The organism is Curtobacterium sp. MCSS17_016 (assembly GCF_003234255.2).
Lineage (GTDB): Bacteria > Actinomycetota > Actinomycetes > Actinomycetales > Microbacteriaceae > Curtobacterium > Curtobacterium flaccumfaciens.
The window spans coordinates 1307822-1331536 of the sequence record NZ_CP126254.1 but is presented as its reverse complement, the minus strand read 5'-3'; the positions used below and the strand labels follow the sequence as shown (position 1 = coordinate 1331536).

19 protein-coding genes and 1 tRNA gene are annotated in these 23715 nt (G+C 69.8%); 5 read left to right on the top strand and 15 right to left on the bottom strand.

Annotation, left to right across the window (positions count from 1 at the left end; translation table 11 throughout):
- Positions 1-45: 45 nt before the first annotated feature.
- Positions 46-3951 (bottom strand): SGNH/GDSL hydrolase family protein, encoded by a 3906-nt coding sequence (locus DEJ19_RS06400; protein WP_111233778.1) that lies wholly within the window; start codon positions 3949-3951, stop codon positions 46-48.
- Between DEJ19_RS06400 and DEJ19_RS06395 the strand changes: the two genes are divergently transcribed.
- The 3 genes from DEJ19_RS06395 to DEJ19_RS06385 all read left to right on the top strand — a co-directional run bounded on the left by DEJ19_RS06395 (position 3950) and on the right by DEJ19_RS06385 (position 6589).
- A protein-coding gene (locus DEJ19_RS06395; RefSeq protein WP_284176593.1) for an IS3 family transposase occupies positions 3950-5100 on the top strand; the annotation gives its coding sequence in 2 pieces (ribosomal slippage) (positions 3950-4217 and positions 4217-5100; 1152 coding nt in all). The two genes, DEJ19_RS06400 and DEJ19_RS06395, sit on opposite strands and share 2 nt — an antisense overlap.
- 581 nt (positions 5101-5681) lie before the next feature.
- Complete coding sequence (locus DEJ19_RS06390) at positions 5682-6200, top strand: GNAT family N-acetyltransferase (protein WP_111046585.1); 519 nt, start codon at positions 5682-5684, stop codon at positions 6198-6200.
- A gap of 239 nt (positions 6201-6439) precedes the next feature.
- The gene (locus DEJ19_RS06385) at positions 6440-6589 is read left to right on the top strand and encodes a hypothetical protein (RefSeq protein ID WP_220035330.1); all 150 of its coding nucleotides are present in this window, start codon (positions 6440-6442) and stop codon (positions 6587-6589) included.
- A 737-nt stretch (positions 6590-7326) separates the two neighbouring features.
- On the opposite strand, the gene DEJ19_RS06380 is transcribed toward DEJ19_RS06385, so the two are convergent.
- The 4 genes from DEJ19_RS06380 to DEJ19_RS06365 all read right to left on the bottom strand — a co-directional run bounded on the left by DEJ19_RS06380 (position 7327) and on the right by DEJ19_RS06365 (position 9445).
- Positions 7327-7533 carry a hypothetical protein gene (locus DEJ19_RS06380; protein ID WP_146243503.1) on the bottom strand — a complete coding sequence of 69 codons (207 nt, stop codon included), beginning with the start codon at positions 7531-7533 and terminating at the stop codon, positions 7327-7329.
- Between the two features lie 292 nt (positions 7534-7825).
- A tRNA-Pro gene (locus tag DEJ19_RS06375) sits at positions 7826-7899 on the bottom strand.
- Positions 7900-8036: 137 nt separating this feature from the next.
- Positions 8037-8618, bottom strand: a complete 582-nt coding sequence (locus DEJ19_RS06370; protein ID WP_146250687.1) for a DUF2238 domain-containing protein — start codon at positions 8616-8618, stop codon at positions 8037-8039.
- On the bottom strand, positions 8615-9445 hold the full coding sequence (locus DEJ19_RS06365; RefSeq protein ID WP_111233639.1) for an endonuclease/exonuclease/phosphatase family protein: 831 nt from the start codon (positions 9443-9445) through the stop codon (positions 8615-8617). Before DEJ19_RS06365 ends, DEJ19_RS06370 begins: the two co-directional genes overlap by 4 nt.
- A 70-nt stretch (positions 9446-9515) precedes the next feature.
- Here DEJ19_RS06365 and DEJ19_RS06360 point away from each other — a divergent pair, with 70 nt between their 5' ends.
- Both DEJ19_RS06360 and DEJ19_RS06355 read left to right on the top strand, forming a co-directional pair.
- Positions 9516-10991, top strand: coding sequence for a hypothetical protein (locus DEJ19_RS06360; protein ID WP_111233640.1), 1476 nt, complete (start codon positions 9516-9518; stop codon positions 10989-10991).
- A 76-nt stretch (positions 10992-11067) separates the two neighbouring features.
- The gene (locus DEJ19_RS06355) at positions 11068-13224 is read left to right on the top strand and encodes a RecQ family ATP-dependent DNA helicase (protein WP_220035331.1); all 2157 of its coding nucleotides are present in this window, start codon (positions 11068-11070) and stop codon (positions 13222-13224) included.
- Between the two features lie 93 nt (positions 13225-13317).
- On the opposite strand, the gene DEJ19_RS06350 is transcribed toward DEJ19_RS06355, so the two are convergent.
- The 10 genes from DEJ19_RS06350 to DEJ19_RS06305 all read right to left on the bottom strand — a co-directional run bounded on the left by DEJ19_RS06350 (position 13318) and on the right by DEJ19_RS06305 (position 23715).
- A complete protein-coding gene (locus DEJ19_RS06350) occupies positions 13318-13839 on the bottom strand; it encodes a hypothetical protein (protein ID WP_111233641.1) in 522 nt (173 codons plus the stop codon).
- Between the two features lie 155 nt (positions 13840-13994).
- Positions 13995-14621, bottom strand: coding sequence for a hypothetical protein (locus DEJ19_RS06345; protein ID WP_146250688.1), 627 nt, complete (start codon positions 14619-14621; stop codon positions 13995-13997).
- A 121-nt stretch (positions 14622-14742) separates the two neighbouring features.
- Entirely contained in the window at positions 14743-16263 is a 1521-nt protein-coding gene (gene der, locus DEJ19_RS06340) for a ribosome biogenesis GTPase Der (RefSeq protein WP_071405612.1), read from the bottom strand.
- A gap of 109 nt (positions 16264-16372) precedes the next feature.
- Positions 16373-17068 carry a (d)CMP kinase gene (cmk, locus tag DEJ19_RS06335; protein WP_051596569.1) on the bottom strand — a complete coding sequence of 232 codons (696 nt, stop codon included), beginning with the start codon at positions 17066-17068 and terminating at the stop codon, positions 16373-16375.
- A gap of 191 nt (positions 17069-17259) precedes the next feature.
- Positions 17260-18372, bottom strand: coding sequence for a prephenate dehydrogenase (locus DEJ19_RS06330; protein ID WP_111233643.1), 1113 nt, complete (start codon positions 18370-18372; stop codon positions 17260-17262).
- A gap of 58 nt (positions 18373-18430) precedes the next feature.
- Complete coding sequence (locus DEJ19_RS06325; protein WP_231495626.1) at positions 18431-19219, bottom strand: pseudouridine synthase; 789 nt, start codon at positions 19217-19219, stop codon at positions 18431-18433.
- 1279 nt (positions 19220-20498) lie between these two features.
- Entirely contained in the window at positions 20499-21188 is a 690-nt protein-coding gene (gene scpB / locus DEJ19_RS06320; protein WP_258377438.1) for an SMC-Scp complex subunit ScpB, read from the bottom strand.
- A complete protein-coding gene (locus DEJ19_RS06315; RefSeq protein WP_171907825.1) occupies positions 21178-21981 on the bottom strand; it encodes a segregation and condensation protein A in 804 nt (267 codons plus the stop codon). The genes scpB and DEJ19_RS06315 overlap by 11 nt, the downstream gene beginning before the upstream one ends.
- Positions 21965-22840: a ParA family protein gene (locus DEJ19_RS06310; RefSeq protein WP_017885900.1), complete on the bottom strand. Its 876-nt coding sequence runs from the start codon at positions 22838-22840 to the stop codon at positions 21965-21967. The genes DEJ19_RS06315 and DEJ19_RS06310 overlap by 17 nt, the downstream gene beginning before the upstream one ends.
- A gap of 59 nt (positions 22841-22899) precedes the next feature.
- Positions 22900-23715 (bottom strand): SseB family protein, encoded by an 816-nt coding sequence (locus DEJ19_RS06305; protein ID WP_111233645.1) that lies wholly within the window; start codon positions 23713-23715, stop codon positions 22900-22902.

The following is a 23715-nucleotide window of genomic DNA, read 5'->3' as shown; positions in this document are numbered from 1 at the left end:
ACCCGTGCTGCGGCGAGTGGCGCCTGGTCTGAAAGCGGCGGGCTGCTATTTGAGGGCTGCCTCGAGCAGCTTCGCTTCGTAGCCAGTACCGAGAACCTTCGGGTGGAAGCTCTGCTGCGACACCGCGAAGATCGCGTCTGCGCCCTCGGTAACGGGGATGTTGAACCAGGCCTTCTCGCCGCTGCGCCGGGCACCGTAAAGGTTCGTGACGATCGGCAGAGTTGTGTGGATGGCTGGGTCTGCGCTGCAGACGTTGTGCCCCTTGAACACCGGCGCCGGGTCCATGAACACCATCTTCGCGCCCGCGTTCTGCGCCGTGATGCGATCCTTGATCGTTTGGTTCAGGTCGACGCCGAGCTGTACGAGCCACGCCTGGTCGGCTTCCTTCATCCCCGCGACGCATTTGACGCCGTCCTCGAAAATGTTCGGATAGCCCATCACCGCGATCTTGGCGTTTGGTGCTTGCCGCCTGATCTCGGTGTAGGTGGCGTCGAGGCGGCCCTTGAGAATGTCGAGTGCCGCGTATGCGGAAGGCTTCTGCTTGTCTTCGCAGACACCCTTGAAGATGCAACCGCGGATGATGTCGCCAAACCCGATGTCGTTCCCCCCGATGGACATCGTCACCAGGGTGGTGTTCTCATCGAGGTACCCCTGCGACAGCTGCGGTGGTTCCCATTGCTTCGTCGTCAGCAGATTCGTCGCTTGCGCGCCCGAGCACGCCACGGAGTGGTAGTCCAGCGTGGCGTCGCGTGTGCTGTCGCGGCTGGCCACAGTGGCTGTCGCTCCGGGCAAGACGGCCCGGTTGGTCCAGGAGTTCACCGAGCGGTGGCATGCGTTTTGGTAGTAGGTATCATCACCGTTGGTGTCGCTGACCGGGATGTAGCCGCCAGGGGTGTCACCTGGCGCTCCCTCGCCCGAGGAGTACGAGTCGCCGATGTTGACCACGATGTCCTTCGGTTTCGCGGACAGCGGCTCGAATGCGACGGCGTCCCACGCGACGTCGTCTCGTGCGGCGTTGTCGTCGGCGTCGTTCGTAATGTTCGACAGCGATACCGACGGTGTGCCATTGAACTGGAACACCCCAACGGATGACCACTTGTTGGACCAGTTGCGTTGTGGGAGCACACGGGTTTTGGTGCGTCCGTCGCCAAGATTGATGTCGTAGCGGGCGTCTTTCGCCCATGCCCCGTTGTCCGGGGTGTGGATCCAGACTCTTCCCCACTGTTTGAGACTGCCGCCGAGCGTCCACGTGCCAGTCACGGAAGAGGCCGGGGTGTTGTTGGATGCCCACGTGTGGGTGAAGTAGAAGTGATCGTTGAAGCCGCCGCCGAGCTGGTGCGTGTCGATCTTCGACGGGTACGAACCGGATGCACCGGCAGCACCGAAGTCGAATCGGAATGACCCCTCTGTGGCTACTCGAGAGCATCCAGCTCTCGTCGGGTTGGCGGTGAGGGTTCCCGCGTCCGGCGTGATCGGGACGTCGTCAATGACTCGCGCGGTACTCGGCAGACCGGTACGGGTGCAGGCAGGCGGGAAGCTTTCCCCGTTGGGCTGTTCGGTCATGTAGTCGGCAGCGGGGGCGAACCGGTAGAGCTCGTTGCCGCAGGTGGTGTCGCAGTCCTTCTTCCAGGTCGCGTTTCCATGCCACCAGCAGTGCAGGTCGGAGCGGGAGCAGTAGCCGGTGTAGATCGGTGCGCACTCGTTTACGCCCTGCTGGCAGAAGGTTGTCAGCGGGGGCTTCACCGCCGTGCGGTTCTTCGGAGCGGTCTCGTCGGTGCCGTTCCACCAGGCGGTGCGGTACCCGCCCACTTCGGTCGGCGGTGCGTCGGCGGTCTGCTTCTCGGTTAAGGTCAGCGAGTTCGCCGCGAACCCCATGATCTTCTCTGGGTAGGGCCAGTCCTGTGGGTGTGCGGCGTCCGCCGCGTTGCCATCGAGGAAGGCCTTCCGGTTCGCCGGGTAGGCCGGATTGACCGGGTTGTTCAGCCAGCCAAGCCCCCACGCGCCGTTCGACTCGGGCTCTCCCTTCGCGTGGTAGCCGGAGTTGTACGCCCAGGCCGCTGCAAACCAGTTCTCGATCTTCGTCGGGTCGCCGTTGTTGATGGTGGTGCCGTCGGCGCGGCTCTGGTTCCACTTGTCCGTCAGGATCTGCGCCGCAGCAGCGATGTTCACCGTGTAGTCGAGGGCGATGGCTTGCTGCTTCGCGACCGGAAGTGCGGTAACGCGGCCTTGCTCGCGGCCGGCGAGACGCATCCCGTCGGTGACCTGCCCGACTCCATAGCCGCAGTCGGCGTTCGAGAAGTCCACCGCCCAGAACGCGTTGTCATTCACACCTGCGGCCTGCGGGTTGCCGTAGAACACGCCAATCTGCGGGTTCCCGGTCGCTCCAGGCTTCGTATAGCGGGACGCTTGCCACAAATTAGACTCCTGCGCGAGGATCCCGAGGAGCACCTGCGAGGGGATGCGTCCGCCGCCGGAGAGCGCCTTCGTCGGGAACAGGTCTGCTGGCTTGTACGCGGCCATGCCGGTGCTGTTCCAGTTCGCGGGGCGAGAGATGGTCAGCTGGCCGGAGACGATCCGGTTGACGGCCCACTCGACCTGCCGCGGCTTGGGCTGCAGCGCCTGTGCGCGCGGGTCGTTGCGGGGCACCGCGCACGTGCGCTCCGTTTCGGATGGATTCGACTTCGAGCCCACCGCAGCCGCGGCGACCCGAGACCGTGATGCGGCAGGAGAACCGACTGGCGAAGAAGTCACGTCCCCGCCCGCCGGAGGGACTTCGAGCGTTGTGGCTTTCCCCGTCTCGAGAGACTGCACCCCGATCGTTGCGTCACCAGCGGCGCTACCACCAAGGGTGGACGGGGATGCCGCGTCGCTTGTCGCCACTAGCCCCGTCGTCGAGATGTCCGCACCCGGCTGCACCTCTGGTGCCGTACGGATCCCATCCGGGACCGAACCAGCTGCCTTGAGGTCGCCGAGGACGTAGGTGTGGCCGCGGGAATCCGCTGCAACCCCGACCTGTTCAAGTTTCCCGGAGCCAAGTGAGCGGAGCGCAGCCGTCCCCGTCGCGGGCACTGTCCCCGTCTTCACCGTGGCGGTCGCACCCTTGTACTCGGCATACGTCAGCCGACTTCCGGCGACGACCAAATCAAAGGCGGTACCGGTTGTCTTGGCGACCATTTCCACCGCACCACCGTCACGGACTCGAACAATCTTCCCAGCAGTGGCGCCGAGCACTGACCCGTCGGCAAGTGGCACGGGGGATGTCAGCTGCCGCGGGATGTCAGCCGTCCACTGGCTCGATTTGTCCACCGCGTCAAAGCTCGCAATTGACGTCGCATCGTCCACGGACCGCATCAAAGCGACTCGTTGCCCTGCTCCACAGCCCGGATTGGAATACGAGATGCTGTACCCCCGGCCGAGAGAGGACTGCTCCCCCGTCTTCGTGTCCACGACACTTGCCCAGGCACCCTCCCCGAACCCCTGCTCCGAGTTCGTCGTCGTCCGCGGGGCATAAACCACAACCATGCGCGACGCATCAGCGGTCAGGCAGAAGTTCCCAATCCACCGGTCCGTCTCAACACCCGGAACGGTGATCTGCGCCAACGTCTCCCAGCGGTACCCCGCCTTCGCGGTGCCGCGCACCACCGCGAGACCGTCAGCCGTCCCCACCAGCTGATACGCGGCATCTCCCGAGGACGCCCACTCAGATCCAAGAGCCTGACGCCGGTCGCCTTCCGGAACCTGCTGCGATGCATCCCCCTGGCTCTGAACCGGCGGCAACGAGGCGTCCGGATCCGCAGCAGGCGGCGCGGCAGCCAGTGCTGGACCTCCCGCAAACACTGCCACGCACGCCAGAACCGCCACTGCGGTGGTACGGAACGAACGGGGCTGCTGCAGGTTCGGTTGACTCCTGACCTGTGAGGACGTGCTCCTCGCTGGAAGGATGTCGATCATGCCCAGGCCCTATCCGGAGGAGTTCCGACGCGACGTGGTCGCGGTCGCTCGTCGCGGGGAGATCCCGTTGACGCAGGTCGCGAAGGACTTTGGGATCTCCGAAGGAACCGTGACGAACTGGTTGCGCCGCGCGGACGTCGACGACGGCGTCAAGCCCGGCGTCACGACCGTGGAGAACGCGGAGCTTCGAGAACTGCGGAAACGGAACCGGCTGCTTGAGCAGGAGAACGAGATCCTGCGCCGAGCGGCCGCGTATCTCTCGCAAGCGCACCTCCCAAAATGATGTACCCGCTGGTCCTCGAACTCGCCGCCGACCGGATCCCGGTCGCGGTGACCTGCCGGGTGCTGGGCTTCACAAAGCAGGCGTTCTGTGCCTGGCGGAAAGACCCCGTAAGTAGACGCGATTGGGTGAACGCCCACCTGACCAACGCCGCCGTCGACGCGCACCGGGACGACCCGACGTTCGGGTACCGGTTCATCGCCGACGACCTCGCCGCAGCCGGCCACCTCGTGTCGGAACGGCGCGTCTGGCGCCTGTGCTCACAGCAGCGACTCTGGTCTCTGCACGCGAAGAAGCGGGGTCTGAACCGGAAGGCGGGACCACCCGTGCACGACGACCGGGTGCAGCGTGCGTTCACAGCGCCGGACATCGACAAGCTGTGGCTGACTGACATCACCGAACACAACACGAGCGAGGGCAAGCTGTACCTCTGCGCCGTGAAAGACGCTTGCTCCCGACGCATCGTGGGGTACTCCATCGGCTCTCGGATGCGTTCCTCGCTCGCCGTCGCGGCGCTGCAGATGGCGATCTCTCGACGGAATCCGATCGGAACAGTGGTTCATTCCGATAGGGGCAGTCAGTTTCGTTCCAAGCGATTCGTCCGCGCGCTCAGCGACGCAGGACTGCTCGGCTCGATGGGTCGGGTCGGCGCGTGCGCCGACAACGCGGCGATGGAGTCCTTCTTCGCGCTCCTGCAGAAGAACGTCCTGAACCGGCGCCGGTGGGCGAGCAGGGAGCAGCTGCGCGTCGCGATCGTGCACTGGATCGAGGGGACCTACCACCGGAAGCGTCGACAGCGGGGCCTCGGGAAGTTGACGCCCATCGAGTACGAAGCAATCATCAACCCACAGGTCGCACTCGCGGCCTAAACGGACGAGTCAACGAAAGCTGCAGCAGTCCCAACGTCGACGCAACCACAACTCAGCCATCTCTCCCCCAAATGACGCCCACACGGCCCTGCCCATGCTGGACGTGCCTCAGATCTCTACTAACCGGCCCAATGACTCATGGCCGCACGCACAACGTGCGACAACACGAAGTTCCAAACGGCAATCAACCCCACGGCCACAACAACACCGATACCCGCAAGCAAGCCCACCGCACCGAGGACTCGACGAGAGGTTTGCGCCTGCTCCGGCGCAGAAACCACTGACCCGGGCGACTCAGCAACGAGGCGCTCAAGCCGTTCCGCGGGCTGGTCCTCAGCGCCAGCCCCCCGATCCGTCCCCATGACACTCACCTTCGACCCCAACCTGTGGATCTGTCAAGAGACGAGCAAGAAAGGCGATGCGGAGATCAGGGCGACAGGCGTGCGTCGTCCCACCCGCGCAAGCGGATAGGGCAAATCCCTCAGCTCAAGGGGAGGAAGAAGAAGTCCAGTAGCCGATTTCGATCCGGGCGTCGGCGGGCGGGACCGGCTTACCGTGAGGCAGCCTCCTAGGCTTGCAGGGTGACTACCAACGTCGAGCCGCGTCCTTTCCGTCCTGAGGACGCAGTGGAGCTGACGGCTCTTCTGAACTCGGCCTACCGAGAGCTTCAAGATGCGGGATTGAACTTCACCGCAGCGACCCAGGACGTCGAGACGACCCGTCAGCGGGTGGCAGGGGGCGTCTGCTGGATTGTGGAGAACGACGGCCGTGTCGCAGCGAGCATGACGATGTCCGCGCCTCCACCGGACGACGTCCGTTCACTGTCGGAGCATGCTCAGAAGCCAGGCACCGGATGGCTGTGCCAAGTGGCGGTCGGGCCGGAACTGCGCGGTCGCGCCGTCGCCAGAACGCTGTTCGACGTCGCGTGCGCGTGGGCCGCGAGGAACGGTATCACGCGGATTGGACTCGACACTGCGGCACCGGCCGAGCACCTTGTCGCCATGTACGCGCGTTGGGGATTCGAGCACGTCGACGACGTGCGCTTCCCCGGTAAGCGCTACGGCAGCATCGTTATGACACGAAGTGTGACCGGCTCATAGAACCGGCCCAAATGTCTCAGTAGCCGATGCGCTACTGGACGCCGGAACTCATCTGGCCTCGTCGGCCCACACGTGTCGAGGGACCTCAGCATCATGTTGCGCGCCGGTAGCGGCTACGGGGCGTATGAACCACTCACTGGAGTGAGCAGCTGCCCGCCGTTCAGGATCAATACGAACGCGATCCCAGCCGCGGAGGCGACAGCAACTGCAACCAGGGTTGCGATCATTCCCGTCCACCGGTGGCACCGTCCCTTGACTGCTACCGCGCCAAGGACGACCAGTCCGAGGACATGGGTGAGCGCCAGCGGGTTGCCGCCCACGAGCAGCGTCGTGCCAGCCATCGTGGTGCCCGCAACAACGGCCTTCGGCTGTTCTGTAGCTTCCTCTAACGAGGCAAGACTGAGCCACAACCACGCGCCGGCCATGATGGGCAGCCCGACCACCGCGAGTCCCCAGAACAACACCGCACTTGGTGTTGACTTCCAGCCGTGCTGGGTAGGCGGACCCTGCAAGTCTCGCTCTCGCATGGTCAGTACACGCCGTCTGGGTATGGCTGGTCGCACTGCTCCGTTGTATGACCCGGTCCGACCATCCGGCGAATAGTGAGCTGCTGGCCGACCGCAAGCTCGTGCCCATATACCTCTGGGTCTTCATTGGCCAGGTAAATGTCGGCAGTGCAGAGACCGAAACGCGCAGCAATTCCTGTCACGGCGTCCCCCGATGCCACGGTGTAGACGAATGATGAGGGACCGCCGGTGACGCTTCCATTCGCCGTCACGGTCCTCTCGTGATCTTCGGCCGGAGCACTCTCGGAGACCGCAGATGCCGAAGCCAACGGTTGGTCGGAGGATGGGGCCGGAGTGACGTCAGGCTTGGAACTGTCAGTGCAACCGACAACGGTGCAAGCGAGAACGGCCATCACTGCAACCGACACGATCCTGCGCATCGAGATCCCCCATCTCGTCCGCTTCGGCGTTCGCACCGACTCTACCGGGGCCGCCGAGTGACGGCAGGTGAGGTCGGATCGGCTGCCGATAGGGATCCACAACCGGGCGGGGCTGACGGCCCTGACCGTGTCCTGCATGACGAGCGCTCAACGGTCCGGCAGGAGTGACATGTGTCGTGGCTACTTCTTCTCGTACTTGCTCCAGTAGCGGGCGAGCGCCGCTTGGCCCGGTCGAGCCGTGGTGAACACGACTAGAGCGAACCCGGCGAAGATGACGAGAAAAGCCACCAGACGGTCGAGCCTGCTGTCCGAGTGGGCCATCAACACGAAGCCGATGATGATGACCAGTGCACCCAGCGTCACGAGTACAACGCGTCGAGGGGTCATGCCGCGAATCTATCGTCGCCGTCATGAGCTGGTGTCCGACTCGCCTCGATGGACAAAGGCACTCGTTCGGTGACGAGCCCCGGTAGGAACGTCTCGTAAGCCGGTCCCGTCGCGCAACGCGGTGTCTGAATCGACCGGGCCGCAGGGGTCAGAAGACCCATGTCGCACACGGGTGGTCCGCTAAACGTCGCAGTGAGGCACCCCATGCGTACGACCCAACGACAGCCATGAGAACGAAGAAGCCCACCGAGATCCTCGGTGGGCTTCCGTCGTCGTGTCGGACACGTTTCGGTCGGGCTGACAGGATTTGAACCTGCGACCCCTTGACCCCCAGTCAAGTGCGCTACCAAGCTGCGCCACAGCCCGCGAGTTCCGAAGAACTCAGGATCCCGGAGGATCCTCGCCCACGTCCGACCGGAGCGCGAGCGACCGGTCCAGCATAGCGGACGTCAGACCCCCTCCGTGCCACGGCGAGTCGGAGCAACGCGACCCGAACGACACGCTCAGCCCGGCCGCACCACCTCCCGCCGCGCCGCCAACCACGGCAACCCGAGCCCGACGAGCAACCCGCCGGACCCGTCCGCCGCCAGGTCCCCGATCGTGTCGTCGTACCCGACGAAGATCTTCGAGTCGACGAAGTTGTGCCCGAGCCACTCCCCCATCTCCCAGACCGCCCCGACCGCGAGTCCCGCACACAGCGCGAGCACCGCGACGACCACCCGGCGCTCGGCGTGCGGGGCCGGTACCGCCCGCAGATCGGCACCGATGACGTAGAGCACCGCCGCGAGCAGCCCCGTCAGCACGACGTGCATGAACTTGTCCCACAGGAAGACCGTCGTGTACCACTCGAGCACGCTCGACCACCCGGCGAGGAGCACGAGCACGCACACCGCCACGTCGAACGCCGGTCGCAGCCCGAGCATCCGCGGCACCACGACACCGAGCAGCGCCAGCGCCATGACCGGGAACGCCGTCCCGCCCCACCCGACACTCGCCACGACGACACTCAGGAGCGTCAGCGCCCGCACCACGTCGGCCACCAGGAACCGCGGCCGCAGGAACGTCGGTCCGAGCGTGGCGATCACGACGCCCACCGCACGACCGCGTGCACGGCGGCGTGGTCGGACGGCCACACGCCGCCCGGCCGCCGCACGTCGACCGCGACGCGGTCCACCTCCGCCTCGGACGTCACGAGCACCCCGTCGATCCGCCGGCCACCGACACGCGGACTCCCGTAGTGCGGGTACGTCCCGTAGGGCTCACCCACCTGCCTGGAGGCCCGCCCCCAGCTGTCCTCGACCCCCGCCTCCGCCAGGGCTCGCCATGGTGCGGAACCGGCGGGGCTGTTCCAGTCGGCCATGACCACGGCGGGCAGGCCGCGCTGTCGGACGATCCGGCCGAGCAGTTCGGCGGACCGCAGTCGGGCCCACGGCGAGGCGACGTCGAGGTGGGTGGCGATCGCCAGGAACCGGATGCCCGTCGCGCGGTCGTCGACGACGGCTCCGACGGCGTGCCGGGGGAAGGACGTGGCCCACGACCGCGAGCCGGGGCGGTGGGGCGTCCGGGAGAGCGCCCAGGTACGGCGTTCGACGACGTCGAGGCGGGAGCGGTCGAGGAACAGCCCGACCTGTTCGCCACCGCCGCGCGCTCCCCGTCCGGCCAGGACGGGCTCCCAACCCGACCCCAGGCCGGCGGTGAGGTCGTCCGCCTGCGTGGGCAGGTCCTCCTGGACGGCGAGGACGGTGGGCGCTTCGGACGTGACGAGCGCGAGCACGGCGTCGCGGCGGCGCTCCCAAGCATCGGGGTGGGTCGGCTGTCGCGGCACGCGGCGACGCACGTTGAACGTCATGCAGTGCACCTCGGGCGACCGGACGGGTCCGATGAGCGGGCGGTCGTCGGGGTGGTGGGGCATGCCTCCCTTCTACGAGACGACACCCGTCGGATTCCCAGGGACCTCTCCGTCTGGCTCGTATGGTGGCTCGATGCGTTCTCGTTCCACCCCTCGTCTCCTGGTCGCGATCGCGGTCTCCGGCCTGCTGCTCGGAGCCGCCGGGTGCACGTCGAGCGGACCGGACACGAGCCGCCCGACCCTGGCGAAGGCCTCGGCCGACACCGTCACGGTGGCCGATGCCTCGGACGCCGCAGCCCGGTCGGTCCGCGTCAGCAAGGCGTTGTTCGCAAGTGCCCCGGGAGCGGTCGTGGCCCGGGCCGGCGACACCGACGGCATCCGCGATGCGGCGAAGGCTGCGGCGAGCGCCCACGTCCCGGTGCTGGTGACGGCCAAGGACACGAGCGCTGCCGTCGCCCGCGAGCTCGACCGGCTCGGTGCCGACTGGTACCAGGCCGAGGGCGACGTGTCGGTCGACACGGACGTCGAACAGCGGCAGGCGCCGGACGGCGGTGACGCGCCGGAGTCGACCCGGGCCTCCCGGCAGGCGACCGTGGTTGTGGCGGACGCGAGTGCGGACGCTGCTGCCGTGGCGACCGCGAAGGCCGCCGGCGCTCGCGTCGTGACCATGCCGGAGGGCGTGACCGACCCGGCTGCCGCACCCGACGTGGTGACGGCGCTGCACGAGCGGACGAAGCACCCGACCGTCCTGGTCGGTGCGGCGTTCGAGGCCCTGCCGGATCCGGAGTGGACGGTGCGGGCGGCCGAGGGCGGGTTCCAGCTGCGGAACGGCGGCCAGCGGCCGTTCGACGGGCACCGGTACGTCGCGCTGTACGGGGCTCCCGGGGCCCCGGCGCTGGGCGTGCTCGGCGAGCAGGGGCCGAAGGAGACCGTGCAGCGTGCCGAGCAGGTCGCGAAGCCGTACCGGGCGGAGTCCGACGAGCTCGTGACGCCCGCGATGGAGGTCATCGCGACCGTCGCCGCGGGGGACGCCGGAGCCGACGGCGACTACTCGACCGAGCTGCCGGTGTCGACGCTCGAGCCCTACGTCGACGCCGCGCACGAGGCGGACATGCCGGTGATCATCGACCTGCAGCCCGGGCGGTCGGACTTCCTGTCGCAGGCCAAGAAGTACGAGTCGCTGCTCAAGAAGCCCGGCGTCTGGCTGGCGCTCGACCCGGAGTGGCGGCTGACGAAGGACCAGGTGCCGCTCAAGCAGATCGGGAGTGTCTCGGCGTCCGAGGTGAACGAGGTGTCCTCGTGGCTGGCTGCCCTCGTGAAGGAGGAGGGGCTGCCGCCGAAAGCCCTCGTGCTGCACCAGTTCCGGCTGTCGATGATCCAGGACCGCTCCGCACTGCAGACCCACCCGGAGCTCGACATGCTCGTGCACGTCGACGGGCAGGGGTCGCAGCCGGACAAGCAGGCGACGTGGAAGGCACTGCACCAGGGCGCGCCGGAGGGGTTGCACTGGGGCTGGAAGAACTTCACCGACGAGGACACGCCCATGCTGACGCCCGCGCAGACGATGCAGGACGTGCAGCCGACACCGTCGTTGGTCACCTACCAGTAGGGCCCGGTTGGTCCGGTTGTCCACAGCAGGGAGGCGCGACCCGCGTTTCGTCGGTCGGTGCTGACAGCATGGGGGCATGTCTGGTCTTGGTGTCGGGTCCACCGCGTCGTCTTCCGTGTCACCCTCTGCGGACATCGCCGCCGAGGCGCAGCAGGCGCTCGCTGCGCTCACGGGGCGCCCCGACGCGGTGTTCCACCCCGGCCAGCTCGAGGCGATCTCGGCGCTGGTCGAGCACCGGCAGCGCGCCCTGGTCGTGCAGCGCACCGGGTGGGGCAAGTCGGCCGTGTACTTCCTGGCGACGCTGCTGCTGCGCCGACGCGGGGGCGGCCCGACGGTGCTGGTGTCGCCGCTGCTCGCCCTGATGCGCGACCAGGTCGCCGCCGCCGCGCGGGCCGGGGTCCGCGCGGTGTCGATCAACTCCGCGAACGCCCACGAGTGGGGCGAGACCCAGGCTGCCCTCGCCCGTGACGAGGTCGACGTGCTCCTCGTCTCCCCCGAGCGCCTGAACAACCCGAAGTTCCGCGACGAGCAGATGCCGACCCTGATCGCCCGGATGGGCATGCTCGTGGTCGACGAAGCGCACTGCATCTCGGACTGGGGCCACGACTTCCGGCCGGACTACCGCCGACTGGCCGAGCTCATCCGGTCGCTCCCCCACGGCGTCCCCGTCCTGGCGACCACTGCGACGGCGAACGAGCGCGTGGTCGAGGACGTCGCCGAACAGCTCACCGCTGGCCCGGCCGACCCGGTGTTCACGATCCGTGGGTCGCTCGCCCGCAAGTCCCTGCGCCTCGGTGTGCTGACGCTGCCCGATGCCCGGCAGCGCCTCGGCTGGCTCCTCGCGCACCTCGGCGACCTGCCCGGCAGCGGCATCATCTACACGCTCACCGTCTCGGCGGCCGAGGACATCGCCCGGCTGCTCCGCGACAACGGGTACGCCGTCCGCGCCTACACGGGGCGCACCGACACCGACGAGCGCGAACAGCTCGAACAGCAGCTCAAGGGCAACGAGCTCAAGGCCCTGGTCGCCACGAGTGCGCTCGGCATGGGGTTCGACAAGCCCGACCTCGGGTTCGTCGTGCACGTCGGCGCTCCCTCGTCGCCCGTCGCCTACTACCAGCAGATCGGTCGTGCGGGTCGTGCGACCGACAACGCCGACGTCCTGCTCCTGCCCGGGCGTGAGGACCGCGAGATCTGGCAGTACTTCGCCAGCGCCTCGATGCCGACCGAGGCCCGTGCCGCCGCCGTGCTCGGCGCCCTGTCCACCGACACCGCGATGTCGACCGTGGCGCTCGAGGGCCTGGTCGACATCAAGCGCTCCACCCTCGAACTCCTGCTCAAGGTGCTCGACGTCGACGGCGCCGTCCGCCGCGTCACCGGCGGCTGGGTGTCGACCGGGCAGCCGTGGGAGTACGACGCGCCCCGGTACGAGCGGGTCGCAGCGGCCCGTGCCGCCGAGGCAGCGTCGATGCTCGACTACGAGTCCACCTCGGCCTGCCGCATGCAGCTGCTGCAGCAGGACCTCGACGACCCCTCGGCCGAGCCCTGTGGCCGGTGCGACAACTGCGCCGGTGCCTGGTTCCCGACCGCCGTGTCCGACACCGACTCGTCCGGGGCCGCGGCCGCGCTCGACAAGGTCGGCGTCGAGATCGCCCCGCGTGCCCAGTGGCCCTCGGGGATGTCGTCGCTCGGGGTCTCCGTGCGGGGCAAGATCGGCGCGGACGAGCTCGTGCAGCCCGGCCGTGCGGTGGCGCGTCTGACCGACCTCGGCTGGGGCGGTCCCCTGCGTGCGCTGTTCTCGCCGTCCACCCCCGATGCCCCGATCTCGCGGGAGCTCGTCGACGGCTGTGTCAGGGCGCTCAAGGACTGGCCGTGGGAGACCCGGCCGACCGGCGTCGTGGCGATGTCCTCGCGGTCACGGCCCGAGCTCGTGGGGTCCCTCGCCCAGGCGCTGTCCACCATCGGGCGGCTGCAGTTCCTCGGCACGCTCGGCCGCGCTGGCGGGACCCCTCGTGGCGACGGTGCGACGAACAGCGCCTACCGACTGTCCGGCGTGTGGGACACCTTCGTGGTCGATCCGTCGCTCGCCGCCGCCCTGCAGTCGCACGAGGGCCCGGTGCTGCTCGTGGACGACCTGGTCGACAGCCGGTGGACGATGACCGTCGCCGGCCGGGAGCTCCGGCGCGCCGGGGCCTCCGCCGTGCTCCCGTTCGCCCTGGCCACGGTGGCGTAGCCGGGCGCGCCGTCCCCGCACCTGTTTTGCGACACTCCACGCGTCGATCGACTCGTGTTCTGTCGCGGAGCCGGTCCACCCGCCGCCGGAGCCCTACCGCCGTGCGGGCTTCGGGAACGTGGCGCGCATGTGGTCGCTCGTCAGCACGTCGCCGATGCCGACCATGAGCACCGAGAACAGGATCTGCTCGATGACCATCCAGAACGGGTAGAGCCCGGGGATCGCCGCGACGATCAGCGTCACGATCGGGAAGATCCGGCTGAACAACCGCAGCCGCTGGTACGCCCAGTAGTACCCGAGCTGCGCCCGCCAGGCGAACACGTAGAGCGTCAGGGTGATGAGCAGCACCACGGTGGACCGGAACCACACCGCCCACGACAGGGACGCCCCCGCGCGGGTCAGCAGCACGGCGACCACGATGGCGGTGAGGCCGACGACCGTCTCCGCGACGAGCAGCCACCGGATCCACCGGAACGAGCGGACGGTGTCCGGGTGTTCGAGCATGTCCTCGCGGATCACGTACCCGGCCTGCCGGCCTCCGGCCAACCGGTCGAGGCGCAGACGGCACCACAAACGGTCGGCGAGCACACCGAGTCCGTCGTTCTGCTGCGTCACCAGTACATCGTGCCCCATCCCGGCGGTGGCGGCGGACGCGGCACAGCCACGAGCACCGACGCAGAACGACGCTGTCGACGTCGGACGACCACGACACAGTCGTTCTGCGTCGGCGCAACGCACCCCAACCCCGCCCAGCCTCACCCCGGCCCCGCTCAGTCCGACGGGACGAGTGCCGCACCACCCAGCACCGACCCGGTGTCGGCGTCGAGCAGGACCAGGGAGCGGACCTCGTCGGGCAGTGACCACGGGTCGCTGAGCACGACGGTCAGCCCCTGTTCGACCCCGGCAGCCTGGAACAGGTCGTAGGACTCCCCGGCGGGCGTCCACACCGGCTTCGAGCCACCGCGCACCGTCCCCGCGGACAGCACGACGTCGACCGGGCCGTCCCCGCCGGTCTCCAGGTGGTCGATCTGCACCGCGAGGGTCTCGTCGCCCGTGTTCCCGGCGATCCGGACGTGCCCGGAGGCCGCAGCCCCGATGCCGACGATGTCACCGGAGACCGGCGGGACGCGGCGCCACCACGGGTCGATGGGCGAACCGTCGACCGGACGGACGGGTTCCTGCTCGATCGGTTCCTCGAGGCCGTTGGACGGCGGCAGTCGGACGTCGGGCGACTGCGCCGGCTCGGAGGCCACGGAGTCGGCACGGGTGACCGAGTCGCCGTCGTCCGGCGCGTGCGAGATCGTCCACAGGGACACCGAACCCACGACGACCACACCGACGAGGACACCCACCAGGGCGAGCCGACGTCGGTCCGCTGCCCACGGCCCGGTACGCACGCACCCATGATGCCGCACCGGCGTGCAGGACCGGCTGCGGGCCTCCAGGCCGAACGAGAACGCAGAACGCAGAACGCGCCCCGACGGATCGAGGCGCGTTCTGCGTGACGGGTGGGAGCGCTCAGCGCTTCCGGCGCTCGCGCACCCGCATGTTGACGTTGATCGGCGTGCCGGAGAAGCCCCACACCTCGCGGAGTCGACGCGTGATGAAGCGTCGGTACTGCGGGTCGAGGAACGCCGACGTGAAGAGCACGAAGGTCGGCGGCTGGCTCGACGCCTGGGTCCCGAACAGGATGCGGGGCTGCTTGCCGCCGCGCACGGGGTGGGGGTGTTCCTGCACGAGCTCGGCGATGAAGGCGTTGACCTTGCCGGTCGGGATGCGGGTGTCCCACGATTCGAGGGCGGTCTCGAGCGCGGGCACGAGCTTCTCGAGGTGACGGCCGGTGCGGGCGGAGATGTTCACGCGCGGGGCCCAGGCGACGTGCGCCAGGTCCTGCTCGATCTCGCGCTCCAGGTAGCGGCGGCGCTCGTCGTCGAGCAGGTCCCACTTGTTGTAGGCCAGCACGAGGGCACGGCCGGACTCGAGGACGAGGTCGATGATGCGGAGGTCCTGCACGGACACCGGCTCGGTGACGTCGAGGACGACGACGGCGACCTCGGCCTTCTCGAGCGCGGCGGTGGTGCGGAGCGACGCGTAGAAGTCGGCGCCCTGCTGCATGTGGACGCGCTTCCGGATGCCGGCGGTGTCGACGAAGCGCCACACCTTGCCGCCGAGCTCGATCTGCTCGTCCACCGGGTCGCGGGTGGTGCCGGCGATGTCGTTCACGACGACCCGCTCTTCACCGGCGGCCTTGTTGAGCAGCGAGCTCTTGCCGACGTTCGGGCGGCCGAGGATGGCCACGCGGCGGGGGCCGCCGACCTCCTGCTTGGCGACGGCCGAGGTGTCGGGCAGCGTCTTGATGATCAGGTCGAGCAGGTCCGCGACGCCGCGGCCGTGCAGGGCCGACACCGGGTGCGGCTCGCCGAGCCCGAGGTTCCAGAGCTCGTAGGCGTCGAGTTCACGGCGCTCGTCGTCGGCCTTGTTCGCGACGACGATGACGGGGCGGTCGGTGCCGCGGAGCATCTTGACGACGTGCTCGTCGGTGGCGGTGATCCCGACCGTGACGTCCACGACGAACAGGACGGCGTCGGCGAGGTCGATCGCGACCTCGGCCTGCGCGGCGACCGAGGCGTTGATGCCCTCGGCGCCGGGCTCCCAGCCGCCGGTGTCGACGAGCGTGAAGCGCTTGTCGTTCCAGTCGGCCTTGTAGCTGACGCGGTCGCGGGTGACGCCGGGGACGTCCTGCACGACGGCCTCACGACGACCGAGGATGCGGTTCACGAGCGCGGACTTGCCGACGTTCGGACGGCCGACGATCGCGAGCACCGGGTAGGCGGGCAGGTAGTGGACGCCGTCCTCGCCGACCTGACCGGCCTCGAGCAGGGCGAGGTCCTCGTCCTCGAGGTCGTACTCCTCGAGTCCGGCGCGGAGCGCGGTCGCGCGCTGCTCGGCCTCGGCCTCGTCGAGTCCGGCGAGCCGCTCGCCGAGGGCGTCGTCGTACCGGGGGAAGTCGTCGTTGTCCGGGTTGTCCAGCTGAGCCATCTTGGGTTCCTCGCGAGCGGCCGGGGCCGCGGTGTCGGTGGCCGTTGCCGGCCGGGGCCGGGGGTCCGGCCGTGGTGTGACCAGGCGGCCGAGGCCGTCCGGTCGTGCGTCAGTGCGTGGCCGCGCGGGCCAGGTCGACGACCGCCTGCACGGTCTGGTCGAAGTCGAGGTCGGTGGAGTCGAGCGTCGTGACGCCGTCGGCGGCGTTCATGAAGTCGACGACCTTCGCGTCCGCCGCGTCGCGACGAGCGAGTGCTGCGGAGGTCTCGGCGGCCGACTGGGTCGTGACCTCTGCCGAGCGTCGGGCCATTCTAACGGACTCGTCGGCCGTCAGCAGGATCCGGACCTCGGCGTCGGGTGCGACGACCGTGGTGATGTCCCGGCCCTCGGTGATGATGCCCGGGGCATCGGTCTTCCGCATCACGTTCCGGAACAGCTGGACCAGGCGCTTCCGGACGTCCGGGAGCTTCGCGATGTGGGCGACCGCGCCGGTGACGTCGGGGGTGCGGATGGCCTCGGTCACGTCGGTCTCCCCCACCTTGACGTAGTAGTCGTCGGGATCGGTGCCGATGGCGTAGTCGAAGGTGTCCCAGCTCGCCAGGATCGCCGCGGCGTCGTCGAGGTCGACCCGCTGCTGCAGGGCGTGCCACGCGAGTGCACGGTAGGCGGCGCCGGTGTCCTGGTAGCCGTAGCCCAGGGCGCGGGCTGCCGCACGGGAGACGCTCGACTTGCCGCTGCCGGCGGGGCCGTCGACCGCGATGACGATCTTCGCCACGTAGGCGCCGTCGGCCAGGCCGGACGGCATCGGGGCGCTGGTCGAACCGGGCTCCCCGCCGGGTTCGCCGAGGCCGCCGGCCGGACCACCGAGCGGACCGCCCTCAGCGCCGCCGCGTGCCCCGTCACCGGGCGTCGGCGTCGGCAAGCCCGAGTCGGGCCCGTCGGTCCCACCGGCCGGAGCGCGTCCACTGATCACGCCGGAGTCGTTCGTGTCGTCGTTCAGGCCCATGCTGCTGCGATCCTCCATCCGCGCCCCTCGAGTTCCTCGACGAGTCGCTGTTCCTGCTCGGGCAGCACCGACACCTCGACGATGCCGATCTGTGCGCCCGGTGAGTGCTCGAGGCGCATGTCCTCGAGGTTGATGCCGATCTCCCCGATGAACGTCAGGAGCGCGGCGATCTGCCCGGGGGTGTCGTCGACGAGGACGACCACCTGGGCGAAGCGCTTGGTGGTGCCGTGCTTGCCCGGCAGCCGTTCGACGCCGCGGTTGCCGTCGGCGATGGTCTCGGCGATGGTGCGCGGCGATCCGGCACCGTCCGGGTCGCCGAGGGCGTCGATCACGCGGGACAGGTCGTCGCGCAGGTCGGTGAGCACCGGCCGGATGTGCCCGGCGTTCGCCCCGATGATCTGCACCCAGAGCCCGGGGTCGCTCGCGGCGATCCGGGTGACGTCGCGCACGCCGCCGCCGGCCAGGCCGAGCGACCCGTCGGGGGCGTCCCGCAGGCGCGATGCCATCAGCGTCGACACGAGCTGCGGTGCGTGCGAGACGTACGCCACGGCGAGATCGTGCGACTCGGGGTCCATCGGCACGACGGTGGCGCCGAGGTCGAGCGCGAGGTCCTCGACCGCCGCGGCACGCTGGTACGTGATGCCGTCGTGCCCGGCGATCACCCACGGGCGCCCGAAGAACAGGTCGGCGCGGGCGGCCGTCGGCCCGCTGCGCTCACGCCCCGCCATCGGGTGCGAACCGATGTACCGGGAGACGTCGGCGCCGGCCGCCACCAGGGCGGCGAGCGGCCCGGACTTCACGCTGGCGACGTCGGTCACCACGGCGTCCGGGTACGCGGCGAGTTCACGCTCCACCACGGTCGCGACGACGTCCGGCGGCACCGCGACGACGACGAGCTCCGGCTGGTCGCCCGCCTCCGGTCGACGCCCGGCGCCGTAGTCCACGGCGAGCGCCAGCGCGGCGGGTGAGACGTCGTCGAGGACGACGTCCACGCCCTTCTCGCGCAGGGCGAGACCGATCGAGGCGCCGAGCAGCCCGGCACCGACGATGCGGACCGGGCCGCGCAGACGGCGGTCGATGTCGGTCGGGGTCACGTCGGTCACCGGGCCAGCCTACCGATCGAGGCTCGGGCATCGGTCGATGCCCGAGCCTCGGGGTCGGTCAGTCCGCCGACTCGTCCTCGTACTCGTCGTCGTCCTGGTCGAGCGCGACGTCGCGGTCGTCACGAGCGGACGGCTTCGCGTCACGGACGGTGCTGAGCAGCTTGCCGACCTCGACCGTACCGAGCTCGCGCATCTTGCCCGGCGGCAGGCTGCCCAGGTGCAGCGGTCCGAACGACCGGCGGACGAGTTCGAGGACGGGGTGGTCGACGGCCTCGAGCATGCGACGGACGATGCGGTTGCGGCCGGAGTGCAGCGTGATCTCGACGAGCGACTCACCCCGCGAGGACTCGAGCAACCGCACCTTGTCGGCCTTGATCGGACCGTCCTCGAGCTCGACGCCCTCGGTCAGGCGCTGCACCACGGCGGGGTTCACGTTGCCGTGGACCTTCGCGATGTACGTCTTCTGCACACCGAACGACGGGTGCGCGAGCACGTGTGCCAGGTCGCCGTCGTTCGTCAGGACGAGCAGCCCGGAGGTCTCGGTGTCGAGACGGCCGACGTTGAACAGGCGCTCCTCGTAGCGGTCCACGAACTCGGTCAGGTCGCGGCGACCGCGCTCGTCCTGCAGGCTCGAGACGACACCGGTCGGCTTGTTCAGCACGATGTAGCGCCGCGACGAGTCGATCTGCACGGGCACGCCGTCGACGCTGATCGCGTCCTTCTCGGGGTCGACGCGACGCCCGAGGGCGTCCACGACCTCGCCGTTGACCGTCACGCGGCCCTCGACGATCAGGTTCTCCGCGACCCGGCGGGATGCGACGCCGGCAGCGGCGATCACCTTCTGCAGGCGCTCACCCTCTGCCTGGAGGCCCGGCTCGGCCCCGGCAGGAGCCGTTCCGTCCGCCGCGTCCCAGTCCTCGATGATCGGCCGTTCGGGCGTGCCCTCGGCCGGGTTGCCCCGGTCGTCGCGCTGCCCGCTCGGCTTCGGCGTGGTGCGGTCGCTGTTGCGGACGCTCGTGGTGCCGCCGACGTAGCGGCGGCCGTTGTGCCAGACGCGGCTTTGCTGGCCGTCCGGCGTGCGGCGGTCGTCGCGGCCGCGGTCGTCGCGCCGGTCGTCGCGGGGAGCGGAGCTGCCACGGTCATCGCGACCCCGCCACCCACCGCGGTCGTCGCGGGGAGCGGAGCTGCCACGGTCATCGCGGCCCCGGTACCCACCACGGTCGTCGCGGGGAGCGGAGCTGCCACGGTCATCGCGGCCCCGGTACCCACCGCGGTCGTCGCGCGGAGCGGAGTTGCCGCGGTAGCCACCACGGTCACCGCCACCGGATCGATCGTCGCGACCCCGGTAGCCGCCTCGGTCGTCACGCGGTGCCGAAGCACCACGGTCGTCCCGGCCCCGGTACCCACCACGGTCGTCACGCGGAGCGGAGTTGCCGCGGTACCCACCACGGTCGTCGCGGGGTGCCGAGCTCCCACGGTCGTCGCGACCCCGGTAGCCACCACGGTCGTCACGCGGAGCGGAGCCCCGATAGCCACCACGGTCGTCGCGCGGCGCCGAAGCACCACGGTCGTCCCGGCCGCGGTACCCACCACGGTCGTCACGCGGAGCGGAGTTGCCGCGGTAGCCGCCGCGGTCACCACCACCGGAACGGTCGTCACGACCCCGGTAGCCACCACGGTCGTCACGCGGCGCCGAAGCCCCGCGGTACCCCCCACGGTCGCCACCGCGGTCGTCGCGCGGAGCGGACGCGCCACGGTCGTCGCGGCCGCGGTAGCCACCGCGATCGTCGCGCGGAGCGGAGTTGCCGCGGTACCCACCACGGTCGCCACCACCGGCACGGTCGTCACGACCCCGGTACCCACCACGGTCGTCACGCGGCGCCGAAGCCCCGCGGTACCCACCACGGTCGCCGCCGCGGTCGTCACGCGACGGGTACCCGCCACGACGGTCGTCGTCACGCGGCGGGCGTGCGCCCCCGCGGTCGTCGCGACCGTACCCGCCGGAGCGGCCACCGGCACTGGAACCGGCCCCGCCGCGTCCGCCGGCCGGGCGGCCGGAGCGATCCGGGCCTCCCGAGCGTCCGTTGCGGTCGTCTCGGTCTCGGGGCGCGCCGCGCCCCCGGTCGTCAAACCCTGCCATCGGGGATCCCTTCGTTCTGCTCGAAGCCGTCCGCACCGTCGTCCAGGAGGGGCGAGATGAGCGGCAGCTCGTCGAGCGAGTTGATGCCGAGCTGCTGCAGGAGCAGGTCGGACGTGACGTAGTTGATGGCGCCGGTCTCGGCGTCGGTGAACGACTCCTCGATGAGGCCGCGTGCCACCAGGGTTCGGACGACGCCGTCGACGTTGACGGCGCGGATCGCAGCGATCTGCGAGCGGGTGATCGGCTGCTTGTAGGCGACGACCGCCAGGGTCTCGAGTGCGGCCTGCGACAGCCGCGAGGGGCGCTCGGCCTCGACGAACTGCTCGACCACGGGGTCCAGGTCGGCGCGGACGTAGAAGCGCCAGCCGCCACCGACCTCGCGCAGTTCGAAGCCACGGCGGATCGTGCCGTCGACGCCGTCGAAGTCGGCGACCAGGCGTTCGATCGCCTGGCGGACGACGGGGACGGGCGACCCGACGGCAGCACCGAGGGCGACGAGTGACTGCGGCTGGTCGGCGATCATCAGGATGGCCTCGAGCTGCCGGTCGATGGGGATGGTGGGGTGGGACTGCGATGCGGTGCGCTCGTGGATCTCGTGCTCGATCGCGCGGGCGTCGGCCATCTCGTCAGCGCCGCCGGGTTCGGCGCTGGACGTGTCGTGCACGTCATCCGTCATAGTCGGCTCCCAGGTTCGCGAGGCTCTCGTCGGACCAGTCCTCGGCGGTCCACCGCAGTGTCAGCTCCCCGAGCGGCTCGAGCTGCTCGAACGAGATCGACGCGTTCCGGTACAGCTCGAGGATCGCGAGGAAGCGAGCCACCACGATACCCGTCTGGTCGACGCCCGCGACCAGTTCACGGAACGAGACGCCCTCACCATCGCGGGTGCGGAGGATCGAGACGACGATCGCGGCCTGCTCGCGGATGCTGATGAGCGGGGCGTGCAGGTGGTCGAGGCCGACGGTCGGGATCTCCCGCGGGGCGAAGGCCAGCGCGGCCAGTGCGGCGAAGTCCTGCACCGACAGGGTCCAGACGAGCTCCGGCGTCCGCGCGCGGAACCGCTCCTCGAGCCGGACGCTGCGGACGTGCCGGCGCGACTCGACGCCCCAGCGCTCCCCGAACCAGTCGGCGGCCTGCTTGAATGCCCGGTACTGCAGCAGTCGGGCGAACAGCAGGTCGCGGGCCTCGAGCAGGGCGACGTCCTCGGCGTCCACGAGCTCACCCTGGGGCAACAGCCCGACGATCTTCAGGTCGAGCAGGGTCGCCGCGACGACCAGGAACTCGCTGGCCTCGTCGAGCTCGTCGGCGGACTCGGCCTGCCGGACGTACTGGATGAACTCCCCCGTCACGGCACCGAGCGACACCTCGGTGATGTCGAGCTCGTGCTTCGTGATGAGCGACAGCAGGAGGTCGAACGGTCCGTCGAAGTTGGCGAGCCGGACCCGGAACCCCGCGTCAGGCGACGGCGCCACGCTGGACGAGCTCTCGTGCGAGCTGCCGGTAGGCGTGGGCGGCAGGGTGGTCCGGCGCGGTCTGCGTGATCGGACGTGCGGACACCGTGGCGTCCGGGAACTTCACGGTGCGGCCGATGACGGTGTCGAGCACGCGGTCGTCGAAGGTGTCGACGACCCGCTCCATGACCTCGCGCGAGTGCAGCGTGCGCGAGTCGTACATGGTCGCCAGGATGCCGTCGAGTTTGAGCGCCGGGTTGAGGCGGTCGCGCACCTTGTCGATCGTCTCGATGAGCAGCGCGACACCGCGGAGCGCGAAGAACTCGCACTCGAGCGGGATGAGCACGCCGTGCGCCGCGGTCAGGGCGTTCACGGTGAGCAGGCCGAGCGACGGCTGGCAGTCGACCAGGATCACGTCGTAGTCGTTCGCGACCTTGCGCAGCACGCTCGCCAGGATCTGCTCGCGGGCGACCTCGTTGACCAGGTGCACCTCGGCGGCGGACAGGTCGATGTTCGCCGGGATGACGTCGAGGCCGGGGGTGTTCGTCGGCTGGATGACCTGGTTCGGGTCCTTCACGGCACCCATGAGCAGGTCGTACACGGTGTGGATGTCGTGCGTCCTGACGCCGAGGCCCGCGGACAGCGCACCCTGCGGGTCGAAGTCGACGGCCAGGACCTTGCGGCCGTACTCGGCGAGCGCGGCGCCCAGGTTGATGGCCGTCGTGGTCTTGCCGACGCCGCCCTTCTGGTTGCAGAGCGCGATGATGCGGGCGGGGCCGGTGCTGTCGAGCTCCTCGGGCACGGGGAAGTCCCGGACGGGACGCCCCGTCGGACCGTGGGTGGTCGCGCCGGTGGGGTTGGTCGTCGGGTTCGGGCTCACCCCGTCATCGTACCGGCGACCTCGGGCTGGGCCGGGTCGCACCGCCGCACTGCTGCTCGTCAGGCAGCGCGCAGGGCGACGCGCATGCTGTCGACCCGCTCCGCGATCACGGGGTCGGTCGACCACCGCTGCTGCAGCCGCCCGACCAGCTCGCCGACCTGCTCGCGATCGAGCCCCGGGTGCAGCGCCAGGCCCACCGTCAACTCCGGCCCGGCGAACCGGCCGACCGGGTCGCCCGGCGCGAGTTCCACACGGGCGACGCTGGGCTCCCCCTCGACCGAGGCCGCGAAGGCGCGGGCCACCTCGGGGTCCTCGAAGCACGGGGTCCACGGCAGGTCCTGCCCGAGCGCCCACACGGCCGGACGACGCAGCACGAACTCGGTCGGGGACTTCGGGTCGAGCACGACGAGCTGGGTGTCCTCGCTCGCTGCGGCCATCGCCACACGGCGGGACTCCACCGGCACCGGGCGCGCGTCCGGGTCCCACGCGTGCATGGCGTCGACCGAGGTGAACGCCGGCATCACGCTGCGACCGTCCGGACCGGCGACCGTCACGATCGAGAGTTCCTGGGTCTTGTCGACGAGCTTGCCCTGATCGGTCTCCCCCACGTCGCCCGCCTCGGCGATGAGGGGGATGAGCAGCCGGGCGGTCCGGAGCGCCTCGACGATCGCCGCCTGGGACGCACCCCCGGCGATCGCACCGATGGCCGCGACCACCGCGGGATCGGCGAGTCCGTCGTCGTCCGCGAACGCGGTGTCGTGGTGGTCGAACGTGCGACCTTCCCACGAGAAGCCCGCCGAGTCCGCCGCCCCACCGGGGGTGTGCGCGTCGTCGGCCTCCGGCCCGGTGCCGCGGCCGTTCGAGATCCCCGCCAC